This window comes from Amycolatopsis sp. NPDC059027, from assembly GCF_042739735.1.
Taxonomy (GTDB): domain Bacteria; phylum Actinomycetota; class Actinomycetes; order Mycobacteriales; family Pseudonocardiaceae; genus Amycolatopsis.
The window spans coordinates 142,072-155,265 of record NZ_JBHYIK010000007.1; the positions used below are offsets into that span (position 1 = coordinate 142,072).

8 protein-coding genes are annotated in these 13,194 nt (G+C 68.7%); 7 read left to right on the forward strand and 1 reads right to left on the reverse strand.

From position 1 onward, the window contains the following. Positions 1 to 20: 20 nt before the first annotated feature. The gene (gene dxs, locus ACFWY9_RS07350; RefSeq protein WP_378329641.1) at positions 21 to 1,949 is read right to left on the reverse strand and encodes a 1-deoxy-D-xylulose-5-phosphate synthase; all 1,929 of its coding nucleotides are present in this window, start codon (positions 1,947 to 1,949) and stop codon (positions 21 to 23) included. Between the two features lie 228 nt (positions 1,950 to 2,177). On the opposite strand from dxs, the gene ACFWY9_RS07355 reads away from it, so the two are divergent. From ACFWY9_RS07355 to ACFWY9_RS07385, 7 genes are all read left to right on the forward strand, one after another. Then, the gene (locus tag ACFWY9_RS07355) at positions 2,178 to 3,647 is read left to right on the forward strand and encodes an aldehyde dehydrogenase family protein (RefSeq protein ID WP_378338408.1); all 1,470 of its coding nucleotides are present in this window, start codon (positions 2,178 to 2,180) and stop codon (positions 3,645 to 3,647) included. 45 nt (positions 3,648 to 3,692) lie between these two features. Beyond that, the gene (locus ACFWY9_RS07360) at positions 3,693 to 5,285 is read left to right on the forward strand and encodes an APC family permease (protein ID WP_378329596.1); all 1,593 of its coding nucleotides are present in this window, start codon (positions 3,693 to 3,695) and stop codon (positions 5,283 to 5,285) included. Further along, positions 5,282 to 6,838, forward strand: a complete 1,557-nt coding sequence (locus tag ACFWY9_RS07365; RefSeq protein ID WP_378338409.1) for a GMC family oxidoreductase — start codon at positions 5,282 to 5,284, stop codon at positions 6,836 to 6,838. Before ACFWY9_RS07360 ends, ACFWY9_RS07365 begins: the two co-directional genes overlap by 4 nt. A 444-nt stretch (positions 6,839 to 7,282) precedes the next feature. Further along, positions 7,283 to 8,263 carry an ABC transporter permease gene (locus ACFWY9_RS07370; RefSeq protein WP_378338410.1) on the forward strand — a complete coding sequence of 327 codons (981 nt, stop codon included), beginning with the start codon at positions 7,283 to 7,285 and terminating at the stop codon, positions 8,261 to 8,263. Beyond that, the gene (locus ACFWY9_RS07375; RefSeq protein ID WP_378329593.1) at positions 8,260 to 9,219 is read left to right on the forward strand and encodes an ABC transporter permease; all 960 of its coding nucleotides are present in this window, start codon (positions 8,260 to 8,262) and stop codon (positions 9,217 to 9,219) included. Before ACFWY9_RS07370 ends, ACFWY9_RS07375 begins: the two co-directional genes overlap by 4 nt. Further along, positions 9,216 to 11,333 (forward strand): dipeptide ABC transporter ATP-binding protein, encoded by a 2,118-nt coding sequence (locus ACFWY9_RS07380; protein WP_378329592.1) that lies wholly within the window; start codon positions 9,216 to 9,218, stop codon positions 11,331 to 11,333. The genes ACFWY9_RS07375 and ACFWY9_RS07380 overlap by 4 nt, the downstream gene beginning before the upstream one ends. 42 nt (positions 11,334 to 11,375) lie before the next feature. Next, on the forward strand, positions 11,376 to 13,067 hold the full coding sequence (locus tag ACFWY9_RS07385) for an ABC transporter family substrate-binding protein (RefSeq protein WP_378329591.1): 1,692 nt from the start codon (positions 11,376 to 11,378) through the stop codon (positions 13,065 to 13,067). The last annotated feature ends 127 nt before the right edge of the window (positions 13,068 to 13,194 follow it).

Below are 13,194 nucleotides of genomic sequence, written 5' to 3' on the forward strand. Positions count from 1 at the left end.
ACGGCTGGGAAGCGTGCCGATCAGCGGTGGCCGTCTTCCTGGGGGGCGGGTTCGGCGGGGGCGGCGGCACCGAGGCGGCCCGACGCCCATTCGGTGACGCGGCGGGCGACGTCCTGCGCGGTCAGGCCGACGCGGGCGAGCACCTCGTCCCGCGAGCCGAGTTCGTGGAAGTCCTGCGGCACCGCGAGGTCCCGCAGCGGGACGTCGCATTCGGCGTCCCGCAGCAGCGCGGCCAGCGCGGAGCCGAACCCGCCGTGCCGCCCGCTGTCCTCGACCGTCACGACGAGCTTGTGCTGCCCGGCCAGCGCGACCAGCTCCGCGGGCACCGGCAGCACCCAGCGCGGGTCGACGACGGTGACGCCGATGCCCTGATCGGCCAGCCGCCCGGCGGCCGCGAGAGCCAGCTTCGCGAACGCGCCGACGGCGACGAGCAGGACGTCGGTGTCGCACTCTTCCTTCGGCCTGCGCAGCACGTCGACCGTGCCGATCCGCTCGACGGCGGGCACCGACTCGACCACGCCGCCCTTGGAGTAACGCAGCGCCGTCGGCCCGTCCTCGACGGCGATCGCCTCGCGCAGTTCCTCCCGCAGGGTCCCGGCGTCGCGCGGCGCGGCCACCCGCATCCCGGGCACCATGCCGAGCAGCGAGAGGTCCCACATGCCGTGGTGGCTCGGGCCGTCCGGGCCGGTGATCCCGGCGCGGTCGAGGACAAGGGTGACCGGCTGCCGGTGCAGCGCGACGTCCATCAGCACCTGGTCGAACGCGCGGTTGAGGAACGTCGAGTACACGGCGACGACCGGGTGCATCCCGCCCATGGCGAGCCCGGCGGCCGAGGTGACCGCGTGCTGTTCGGCGATGCCGACGTCGTACCAGCGGTCCGGGTAGGCCTTGGCGAACTTCTCCAGCCCGGTCGAGCGCAGCATCGCCGCGGTGATCGCGACGACGTCGGGGCGCTCGGCGCCGATCTTCACCAGCTCGTCGCCGAACACGCCGGTCCAGCTGGGGCCCTTCACCGGCGGCAGGCCGGTCTCCGGGTCGATCGGGTCGGTCTGGTGCATCTGGTCGGCCTGGTCGCTGACCGCCGGGGCGTAGCCGTGCCCCTTCTCGGTCACGACGTGCACGATCACCGCGCCACCGAAGCTCTGTGCGCTGTGGAAGGCCTTCTCCAGCGCGACGACGTCGTGCCCGTCGACCGGGCCGAGGTACTTCAGGCCGAGGTCGGAGAACATCGCCTGCGGGCTGAGCGCGTCCTTGATCCCCGCCTTCGCCGCGTGCAGCGCGGCGTAGATCGGCTTGCCCACCACCGGGGTGCTCTTGAGGATTTCCTTGCCACCGTCGAGAAAACGCTCGTAGCCGGGCTGCAGCCGCAGCGACGCGAGGTGATCGGCGAGCCCGCCGATCGTCGGCGAGTACGACCGGCCGTTGTCGTTGATGACGATGACGACCGGGCGCTCGCGGTGCGCGGCGATGTTGTTCAGCGCCTCCCAGCACATGCCGCCGGTCAGCGCGCCGTCGCCGACCACGGCGATCGCGTGCCGCGGTTCGCCGCCGGCGAGCGCGAACGCCTTCGCCAGTCCGTCCACATAGGACAGCGCGGTCGAGGCGTGGCTGTTCTCCACGAGGTCGTGCTCACTCTCCGCACGCGCCGGGTAGCCGGTGACGCCGCCCTGCTGACGGAGCAGATCGAAACCGGGATGGCGGCCGGTGACGATCTTGTGCACGTAGGACTGATGGCCGACGTCCCAGACGATCGCGTCGCGCGGGGAGTCGAAGACCCGGTGCAGCGCCAGTGTCAGCTCGACCACGCCGAGGTTGGGGCCGAGGTGGCCGCCCGCGAGCCGTACCTTGTCGACGAGGAAGTCCCTGATCTCGGCGGCGAGCTCGTCGAGATCCTCGACACTCATCCGCTTCAGGTCCGCGGGTCCGTGCACGGACTCCAGCATCCTCACCACTCCCACACTCCTGTCCCACAGTGCCTGTCCACGGCGGTCCGGCCAAGTCTACGGACGCCCGCCACAGGGCCGCCTTCGCCTGCGGTCCGTACCACACGTCAGACGATCACGAACCGCCGCCCGATGGTGTGAACAACCTCTCGCGCGCCAGGTGGCGGTCACCCGCTGTGGTCGTAATAATCGCCTTTCGGACGCGTAAGGAAGAGCCGAAGTAGGAGAGGCTTGATGGCGGATTTTTTCATCGGTGGCGAATGGGTCGACGCCCGTGACGGGGGACGACGCGAGATCCGGTGCCCCGCGGACGGTTCACTGGTCGCCGAGGTCGCGGAGGGGACCCGGGAGGACACCGAGGCCGCGATCGCCGCCGCCCGCCACGCCTTCGACCACGGACCGTGGCCGTCGACCCCGGCGGCCTCGCGCGGCGACCTGTTGCTGCGCGCGGCGGATCTGCTGGACCGCGACACCGAGGTGTTCGCGCGCGCGGAGTCGCTGGACACCGGCAAGCGGATCGTCGAAAGCCGCTACGACATGGCCGACATCGCCGCGTGCCTGCGGTACTTCGGCAAGCTCGCCGCGAACGACGCGGGCCGTGTCGTCGACACCGGCTCGCCGGACTCGTTCAGCCGGATCGTGCACGAGCCGGTCGGCGTCTGCGGGCTGATCACGCCGTGGAACTACCCGCTGCTGCAGACCATCTGGAAGGTCGCCCCCGCGCTCGCGGCGGGTAACACCTTCGTGCTCAAGCCGAGCGAGCTGACCCCGCACACGTCGATCCTGCTGATGAAGCTGCTCACCGAGGCCGGGCTCCCGGCCGGGGTCGCGAACCTCGTCCTCGGCGCCGGGCCGCAGGCGGGCGCGCCGCTGTCCGAGCATCCGGACGTCGACCTGGTGTCCTTCACCGGCGGGCTCGCCACCGGGAAGATCATCGCCGCGAACGCCGCGGCGACGGTGAAGAAGGTCGCGCTGGAACTCGGCGGCAAGAACCCGAACGTCGTGTTCGCCGACGCCGACTTCGAGACGGCCGTCGACTACGCCCTCACCGCGGTGTTCCTGCACTCCGGGCAGGTCTGTTCGGCGGGCGCGCGGCTGATCGTGCAGGAGGAGTGGCACGACCGATTCGTCGACGAGCTGGTGCGGCGGGCCGAGAAGATCCGCCTCGGCGGGCCGTTCGACGAGAACGCCGAGACCGGGCCGCTCATCTCGGCGGCGCATCGGGAGAAGGTCGAGCGCTACGTCGCGACCGCGATCGCCGAGGGCGCCGTGCTGCGCACCGGTGGGAAGCGCCCGGGCGACGAGGCGCTCGCCGACGGCTTCTACTACCTGCCAACCATCCTCGACCAGGTGAAACAGGGCACGACCGCGGTGATCGACGAGTCGTTCGGCCCGGTGCTCACGGTCGAGACGTTCACCGACGAGGACGACGCCGTCCGCATCGCCAACGACACCCACTACGGGCTCGCGGGCGCCGTGTTCACCTCCGACGCCTCCCGCGCACAACGCGTCGCGAACCGGCTGCGGCACGGCACGGTGTGGATCAACGACTTCCACCCCTACCTGCCGCAGGCCGAGTGGGGCGGCTACAAGCAGTCCGGCTTCGGCCGCGAGCTGGGCCCGACCGGGCTCGCCGAGTACGTCGAGGCCAAGCACATCTACCAGAACCTGAAGCCCGCGCCGCAGCGGTGGTTCTCGGGGTGAGGACACCGCGTCGTCCGATCGTGATCAACCGAAAGGACCAGCAGCGTGAGCACCGACACCGGTGACCGTGAACTGTCGGAATTCGGCTACACCAACCAACTGAAGAGAACACTCGGCAGCTTCCACACGTTCGCCGCGGGCATCAGCTACATCTCCGTGCTCACCGGCGTGTTCCAGCTGTCCTACCTGGGGATCTCCCAGGGCGGCCCGGCCTACTGGTGGTCGTGGCCGATGGTCTTCGCGGGCCAGCTGATGGTCGCGCTGAGCTTCGCCGAGCTGGCCGCGCACTATCCCGTCGCAGGGTCCGTCTACAACTGGGCCAAGCTGCTTACTCTGGGGTCAAACCCCAGGCCCCAGCCGGGGGGCAAGCCCCCCGGACCCCCCAAAAACTCCCCGTTGGCGTGGCTCGCGGGCTGGATGATGCTGCTCGCGTCGATCGTCTCGATCTCCGCGACCGCGCTCGCCTACCAGCGGACGCTGCCGCAGATCGCGTCGTTCTTCCAGTTCATCGGCGACGGATCGGGCACCAGCGACGCGGCCAACGGCGTCCTGCTGGCCACCGTGCTGATCGTGTTCACCACGCTGGTCAACGCGTTCGGCGTCAAGCTGATGGCGCGGATCAACAGCGCCGGGGTGTTCATCGAGCTGCTGTTCGCCGTGCTGCTCATCGTGTTCCTCGCGTTCCACTTCGTGCGCGGCCCCGAGGTCGTGACCGAGACCAACGGGACGGGCGCGCAGCACGCGGGCGGCTACCTCGGCGCGTTCCTCATCGCGGCCATCGCCTCGTCGTACGTCATGTACGGCTTCGACACCGCGGCATCGCTCGGCGAGGAGTCGGTGGACCCGCACCGCAACGCGCCCAAGGCGATCCTGCGCGCGCTGATCGCGTCGTTCCTGCTGGGCGGGCTGATCATCCTGTTCGCGCTGATGGCCGTCGGGAACATCCAGGCCCCCGAACTCGGCACGATCGGCCTGCAGTTCGTCCTCACCGACGCGCTCGGCCCGGCGATCGGCCGGATCTTCCTGTTCGTGGTCTTCGTGGCGATCACCGTGTGCGTGCTGGCGGTGCACACCGCCGCGATCCGGATCGCGTTCGCGATGGCGCGGGACAACGCGCTGCCGGGCGGGTCGAAGCTCGCGAAGGTCAACAAGAAGACCGGCACGCCGGTGCTGCCCGCGATCGTGATCGGCCTGATCGCGATCGTGCTGCTGCTGGTGAACATCAACTCCTCGCAGATCTTCTCCGCGGTCACCAGCCTGGCGATCATCCTGATCTACCTCGCCTACCTGCTGGTGACGGTCCCCCTGCTGATCAAGCGCATCCGCGGCGAATGGCCGCGCAAGGACGCGCCGAAGGGCCGGTTCTCGCTCGGGAAGTGGGGCCTGCCGGTCAACGTCCTCGCCGTGCTGTGGGGCGTCGCGATGCTGATCAACCTGGCCTGGCCGCGCAACGAGATCTACAACGCCACCCCGCCGTACCACTGGTACCTCCAGTGGATCTCGGTGCTGTTCGTCGCGGTCTTCGGCGGCGGTGGCTTCGCCTACTACTGGTTCGTGCAGCGGCACAAGATCGGCGTGCTCGCCGACCACGCCGCGCATGCGGCCGGATCCACGCCTGACAAGGAGGCTTCGCAGTGACAGCGGCAGAGTTCGACTACATCGTCGTCGGTGGCGGAACGGCGGGCTCGGTGGTCGCCGCGCGACTGTCCGAGGACCCGGACGTCACGGTATGCCTGCTCGAGGCCGGACCGTCCGATGTGGACGATCCGGCGATCCTCGAGCTGACGAAGTGGATGGCGTTGCTGGAATCCGGGTACGACTGGGACTACCTGGTGGAACCGCAGGAGTCCGGGAACTCGTTCCTGCGGCACGCGCGGGCGAAGGTGCTCGGCGGCTGTTCCTCGCACAACTCGTGCATCGCGTTCTGGGCCCCCGCCGAAGACCTCGACGAATGGGCGTCACTCGGCCTGCCCGGCTGGTCGGCGAAGGACGTTTTCCCGCTGTACCAACGCCTTGAGGCCAACGACGGCCCCGGCGAGCACCACGGCCGCTCCGGTCCGGTGACGATCCGTTCGGTACCGCCGCGCGACCCCGCCGGCGTCGCGATGCTCCAGGCGTGCGAGCAGGCGGGCATCCCGACGACCGAGTTCAACTCCGGCAAGACCGTGACCCACGGCGCGAACTGGTTCCAGATCAACGCGCGCGAGGACGGCACGCGGTCCTCGGCGTCGGTGTCCTATCTGCACCCGATCCTGGGCAAGCGGCCCAACCTCGAGGTGCGGACCGGGGTGCGGGCCAAGCACCTGACCTTCGAGGGCAAGCGCTGCACCGGCGTCGAGTACCTGGCGCCGGATCTGATCCACGGCGTGCAGCTGAAGGCGCGTCGCGAGGTGATCGTGTCCGCGGGCGCGATCGACACCCCGAAGCTGCTGATGCTCTCGGGCATCGGGCCCGCCGCGCATCTGCGCGAGGTCGGCGTGGACGTGCTGGTCGACTCCCCCGGCGTCGGCGAGAACCTGCAGGATCACCCCGAGGGCCTGATCCAGTGGGACGCGCTGCAGCCGATGGTCTCCGAGTCCACGCAGTGGTGGGAGATCGGCATCTTCACCACCACCGAGGACGGGCTGGACCGGCCGGACCTGATGTTCCACTACGGCTCGGTGCCCTTCGACCTGAACACGCTGCGCTACGGGTACCCGACGACGGAGAACGGTTTCTGCCTGACCCCGAACGTCACCCGTTCCCGGTCGCTGGGAACCGTCCGGCTGCGGACGCGGGACTACCGCGACAAGCCGAAGGTCGACCCGCGGTACTTCACCGACGAGCACGACATGCGGGTCATGACCTACGGCATCAAGCTCGCGCGCAAGATCGCCGAACAGCCCGCGCTGGACGAATGGGCCGGTATCGAGCTCTCGCCGGGCAAGGACGTCCGGACCGACGACGAGATCGCCGACTACCTGCGCAAGACGCACAACACCGTGTACCACCCCTCGTGCACCGCGAAGATGGGCGGCGACGACGATCCCCTGGCCGTGCTGGACGCCCGGCTGCGCGTGCGCGGCGTCGAGGGACTGCGGGTCGCCGACGGGTCCGCGATGCCGTTCCTCGTCGCGGTGAACCCCTGCATCACCACGATGGCGATCGGCGAGAAGTGCGCCGATCTGCTCAAAGAGGACGCCCGCGGCTGACGCGGCTGTCGTGTCCCGAACGACGCGCAACGGACGCTGAACGTCCCGAACGCGCCGTTCGGGACACTCTCGTGCGGCGAGACATCACGAGCCGAAACGTCTCCCCATTCCCGGTGATCGGGTGAATGCCCCGCAAGGGCGCTTGTACCGGAGTACGCGACAGCGCACAACGGTCCGAAAGTCGGGAAACGCCACCCTTACGTCCACAATAAGGCGTACATTCGTCATTCCCTTTCCGACCTAGACCAATCCGTGACACTTTGGTTTCCGGAAAGGGATCAGACTCCCCCGGTGCGGGTTTACGATCCGGCGCAACGCGCGCACCGCACTTGGGGAAAGGCAGCACCGGCCCGTGGCTCCACCGACAATCCAGCCCCTGCTCCATCCGGCGTATTCCGAGCACCTTCCTCGCCGGATCGTCCAGCCGAGCAGGGTGATCACGACATGACCGGCTTTCTCCTCCGCCGCTTCGTGAACTACCTGGCGTTATGCCTGGTGGCGACGTTCGCGGCGTTCTCGCTGGCCTCGCTGGCGTTCAGCCCGCTGGACGACCTGAAACTCCGCAACCCGCCGCCGCCACAGGCGACAATCGACGCGAAAGCCGCGGAACTGCATCTCAACCTGCCGATTCCGGAACGTTTTTTCGTCTGGCTCGGCGACGTACTCCACGGTAATTTCGGCCGCACGGTCACCGACCAGGCCATCACCGACGAACTGTTCCGCCGGATGGGGGTGAGCCTGCGGCTGTTCCTCCTCGGCATCACCATCGGCATCGTCATCGGGGTGCTGGTCGGCGTGGTCAGCGCCATCCGCCAGTACAAGATCAGCGACTACCTCGCCACGACGTTCTCGTTCGTGGTGCTGTCCACCCCGGTGTTCGTCATCGCGACCGTGCTCAAGGCCGGTGCCCAGTCCGTCAACGACAACGTCCTCGGCGGCTACCAGTTCTTCATCGTCCAGGGCGAGACCAGCGGCATCGAGGGCGGCTTCGGCGACGTGCTGCTCGACCGGCTGCAGCACATCATCGTGCCCACGCTGGCGATCGTGCTGACGCAGGTCGCCTACTACAGCCGTTACCAGCGCTCGGCGATGCTCGACGTCCTCGGGTCGGACTTCCTCCGCACCGCGCAGGCCAAGGGCCTCACGCGCCGGAGGGCGTTGTTCAAGCACGGGCTGCGCACCGCGCTGATCCCGATGGCGACGCTGTTCGCGTTCGGCTTCGGCCTGCTGATCACCGGCGGCATCTTCACCGAGAAGATCTTCGGCTGGTACGGCATGGGCGACTGGCTGGTCACCGGGATCCAGAAGCAGGACACGAACATCGTGGCCACGGTGACCCTGTTCATCGCCGTCTGCGTGCTGCTCGCGGGCTGGCTCGCCGACGTGCTGTACGCGCTGCTCGACCCGAGGGTGAGGATCCGATGACCGAACCGTCTCCCGCCCCCGGGGCCGCGTCCGGGCGCGGAAAGCTGGTGCTGCGGCGCTTTCTGCGCAACCGGCTCGCCGTCACCGCGGTCGCCGTGATCGTGCTGTTCTACGTGGCCGCGTTCACCTACACCTGGTACTCGCCGTGGGCGTACGACCAGCTGGACCCGGCCGCGAACCTGATGCCGCCGGACGGCACCCACTGGTTCGGCACCAACCAGATCGGCGGGGACATGTTCGCGCAGACCATGCGCGGGCTGCAGAAGTCGCTGACGATCGGCCTGCTGGCCGCGCTGTTCTCCACCGGCGTGGCCTCGATCGTGGGTGCCGCCGCCGGCTACTTCGGCGGCTGGGTGGACCGGGTCGCGATGTGGGTCGTCGACCTGCTGCTGATCCTGCCGCCGTTCCTGATCATCTCGATCCTCTCGCCGGCGTTCCGCGGCAAGACCTGGTTCATCCTGGTCGGGCTGATCGCGCTGTTCCAGTGGATGATCACCGCGCGCATGGTCCGCGGGATGACACTGACCCTGCGCGAGCGCGAGTTCGTCAAGGCCGCGCGGTTCATGGGCCAGCCCGCCGGGCGCATCATCGCCAAGCACATCGTGCCGAACATGGCCTCGCTGCTGATCATCGACGCGACCATCAACGTCGGCGTCGCGATCATCACCGAGACCTCCCTGTCGTTCTTCGGTTTCGGCGTCCAGGCACCCGACGTCTCGCTCGGCACCCTGATCGCGAACGGCTCGGACGCGGTCCGCACGTTCCCCTGGCTCTTCTACATCCCCGCGGCGTTCCTCGTGCTCACCGTGCTCGCGGTGAACTTCGCGGGTGATGGCCTGCGCGACGCGCTCGACCCGTCGTCGGCCCGTTCCCGCCGCCGGGAACGCAAGCGCATCGCCGCCACCACACAGTCCACTCCGGACTCCGAGATCGCCCCCGCTGGAGCTGTGACATGACCACCACCCCACCCCTGGACACGGCCGCGCCCGTGCTGGAGGTGTCGGGCCTCGACGTCTCCTTCCCGTCGGAATCCGGCCGCGTGCACGCCGTGCGCGGACTGTCCTATCAGGTCGCCGCGGGCGAGGTGCTCGGCATCGTCGGCGAATCCGGCTCCGGCAAGTCCGTGTCCTCCCTCGCCGTCATGGGGCTGCTGCCCCCGCAGGCACGGATCTCCGGCTCCATCCGGTTCCGCGGCACGGAAATCATCGGCCGGTCCGACACCGAACTGTCGAAGCTGCGGGGCAAGAAGATCGCGATGGTCTTCCAGGACCCGCTGTCGGCACTCACCCCGGTGTACCCGGTGGGCGCCCAGATCGCCGAAGCGCTGCTCGTGCACGGCAAGGGCGTGGTGACCAAGGAGCAGGCGAACCGCCGCGCCGTCGAACTGCTCGACCTGGTCGGCATCCCGAACGCCGCCCAGCGGGCCAAGGCGTTCCCGCACGAGTTCTCCGGCGGGATGCGCCAGCGCGCGGTGATCGCCATCGCGATCGCCAACGACCCCGACCTGATCATCGCCGACGAGCCGACCACCGCACTGGACGTCACGGTGCAGGCGCAGGTCCTCGAGGTGCTGAAGACCGCGCAGGAGGTGACCGGCGCGGGGATCGTGATCATCACGCACGACCTCGGCGTCGTCGCCGGGTTCGCCGACCGGCTGATGGTGATGTACGCCGGGCGCGCCGTCGAACAGGGCCCGGTCGACACGCTCTACGCCGAGCCGCGGATGCCTTACACACTGGGACTTCTCGGTTCCATCCCCCGCGTCGACGCGCACGAGAAGCAGCCGCTGGTGCCCATCGAGGGCCAGCCGCCGTCGCTGGTGGAACTGCCCGGCGGGTGCCCGTTCGAGCCCCGCTGCCCGCTGGCCGCCGACGCCTGCCGGGAAACCGAACCCGCCCTGATCACCATCACGCCCGGCTCGCCGGACGCGGTGGTCGACACCGCGCACCGGGCGGCCTGCCTGCGCATCGACGAGGTCTCCGCCCATCACGCCGACGCCGCGGAGGTCTACGGCGCCGAGGTCGTCGCCCAGGCCCCCGCCGCCCGGATCCCGCGCTCCGAGCGCGACACCGTGCTCGACGTGCGTGACCTCGTGAAGCACTACGCGGTCACCAAGGGATCGGTGTTCAAGCGCAAGGCGGGCACCGTGCGCGCGGTCGACGGGGTGAGCTTCGACATCGTCGAGGGTGAGACGCTGGGCCTGGTCGGCGAGTCCGGCTGCGGGAAATCCACCACGCTGATGGAAATCCTCGACCTCGCCATGCCGTCCGGCGGCACGGTCGCCGTGCTCGGCAAGGACGTCGCCACGCTGACCGCGAAGGAACGCAAGGGCATCCGCCGCGATCTGCAGGTCGTCTTCCAGGACCCGATGGCCGCGCTGGACCCGCGGATGCCGGTCGGCGACATCATCGCCGAACCGCTGCGGGTGCACGGGCACTCGCGAGACGCGATCGACCGGCGGGTCCCGGAGCTGCTCGGCCTCGTCGGGCTGCGCCCCGAGCACGCCGACCGCTACCCGGCCGAGTTCTCCGGCGGCCAGCGCCAGCGGATCGGCATCGCCCGCGCGCTGGCGCTGGAGCCCAAGCTGATCGTGCTCGACGAGCCGGTGTCCGCATTGGACGTTTCGATCCAGGCGGGCGTGATCAACCTGCTCGACGAGCTGAAGGCGAAGCTTGGGCTGTCGTACCTCTTCGTGGCGCACGACCTTTCCGTGGTGCGGCACATCGCGGACCGGGTCGCGGTGATGTACCTCGGCAAGGTCGTCGAGATCGGCGACGTGCACACGGTTTTCGAGGCCCCGCAACACCCCTACACCCAGGCGTTGCTGTCGGCGATCCCGATCCCCGACCCGGTCAAGGAACGCGAGCGCGCCCGCATCATCCTCACCGGCGACCTGCCCAGCCCGGCCGACCCGCCGTCGGGCTGCCGGTTCCGGACCCGGTGCTTCGTGTTCACCCAACTGTCCGAAGAGGACAAACAGCGGTGCGTCGAGCTGGAACCCCCGCGTGCGGCCAAGGCCGACGACCACGACGTCGCCTGCCACTACGCCAAGACCCGTGAAGTCGTGTAGCCACACATCCGTTTGGCAGCACACCCGAAAGGAAGGCACCGCATGAATCGACGGAGAATGGCCGCACTCGTCACGCCACTCGCCGTTCTGGGGCTGGCCCTGTCCGCGTGCAGCGGGGGCACCGGCAACAAACCCGGGCTGGCCGACGCCGGCAACCAGGCCGTGAAGACGGCCGACATCAACGAGACGCCGCTGGACAAGGTCAAGGACGGCGGCGACTTCAAGTGGCCGATCGACCAGCTGCCGGACAACTGGAACCAGAACCAGCTCGACGGCACACAGCTGGACGGGCAGAACATGTTCGGCGCGATCTTCCCGTACATCTTCCCGCAGAACGCCGACGCCACGGTGTCGGAGAATCCGAACTACGTCACCTCGGTCAAGCTGATCAGCACCGACCCGCAGGTGATCGAGTACAAACTCAACCCGAAGGCCAAGTGGAGCAACGGCAGGCAGTTCTCCTGGGAGGACTTCGCCGCGCAGGCCAAGGTGCTCAACGGCAAGGACCCCGCGTACCTGGTGTCGCAGACCACCGGCTACCAGGACATCGCCAAGGTCGAGAAGGGCACCGACGACCAGGATGTCAAGGTCACCTTCGCGAAGAAGTTCGCCGAGTGGAAGTCCCTGTTCTCCCCGTTCTATCCCAAGGAACTCAACGCCGACGCGGAGACGTTCAACAAGGCGTGGGCACAGAGCCCGGCGATCACCGCGGGTCCGTTCAAGGTCCGCAGCATCGACCAGACCGCGAAGACGGCGGTCTTCGAACGTGACCCGAACTGGTGGGGCGAGAAGCCGAAGCTGGACACCGTCACGTACAAGAAGGTCGAACGGCCCGCCCAGGCCGACGCCTTCGCCAACGGGCAGATCGACTTCTACAACCTGAACAACGACATCAACGCCTTCAAGCGCGCACAGGCCGACCCGAACACGGTCGTCCGGCAGTCCAGCTACCCGGACTACACGCACCTGACCTTCAACGGCGCCCCGTCGTCGGTTCTCGCCGACAAGGATCTGCGGCTGGCGATCACCAAGGGCATCGACACCGTGACGATCAGCAAGGCGATCCTCGGCCAGATGCAGAAGGACACCAAACCGCTCGGCAACCACGTCTACCTCAAGGGCGCCAAGGAATACGCCGACAACTCGGGCCCCTACGCGTTCAACGCCGAGACGGCCAAGCAGGAGCTGGACAAGCTCGGCTGGAAGCAGGCGGGTGAACTCCGGGGCAAGGACGGCAAGGAGCTCAAGCTCCGGCTGGTCATCCCGGCCAACACCCCGATCAGCCAGCAGGCCGCGCAGCTGATCCAGTCCCAGCTGAAGCCCCTCGGCGTCGGCATCGACATCCAGGCCGTGCCCTCGACCGAGTTCTTCAAGCAGTACGTCTACGTCGGCAACTTCGACCTGACGGTCTTCCGGTGGATCTCCACCGCGTTCCCGATCGCGGGCGGCCAGGGCATCTACTACCTGGACCCGAAGAACATCGGCCAGAACTACGGCCACATCGGGAGCGACAAGCTCAACCAGCTCTACGACAAGGCGGCCCAGGAGCTGGACGACACCCAGCGGGCGAAGGACCTCAACGAGGCCGACCAGGAGACCTGGGCGCTCGGCCACCAGCTGCCGATCTTCCAGTCGGTCGGGGCGTTCGCGGTCCGCAAGACCGTGGCGAACTACGGTTCCCCCGGCTTCGCGAACCAGCCCTACGACTACCCGAAGATCGGCTTCCTCAAGTAACACCCGGTTCCGGGGGGGGGGGGGGGGGGCCCCCCCCCCCCCCCGGCCCGCCCCCCCCCCCCCCCCCCGCCGGGTCCAAAATAAAAAATTAGGGGGCGCGGCCCCGCGGGGGGCAACCCCGGGGGCC

Excerpts from the sequence above, each read along its gene's own strand:
- ACFWY9_RS07355 (WP_378338408.1), top strand. The coding sequence starts at position 2,178 with ATGGCGGATTTTTTCATCGGTGGCGAATGGGTCGACGCCCGTGACGGG.
- ACFWY9_RS07370 (WP_378338410.1), top strand. The coding sequence starts at position 7,283 with ATGACCGGCTTTCTCCTCCGCCGCTTCGTGAACTACCTGGCGTTATGC.
- ACFWY9_RS07375 (WP_378329593.1), top strand. The coding sequence starts at position 8,260 with ATGACCGAACCGTCTCCCGCCCCCGGGGCCGCGTCCGGGCGCGGAAAG.
- ACFWY9_RS07380 (WP_378329592.1), top strand. The coding sequence starts at position 9,216 with ATGACCACCACCCCACCCCTGGACACGGCCGCGCCCGTGCTGGAGGTG.
- ACFWY9_RS07385 (WP_378329591.1), top strand. The coding sequence starts at position 11,376 with ATGAATCGACGGAGAATGGCCGCACTCGTCACGCCACTCGCCGTTCTG.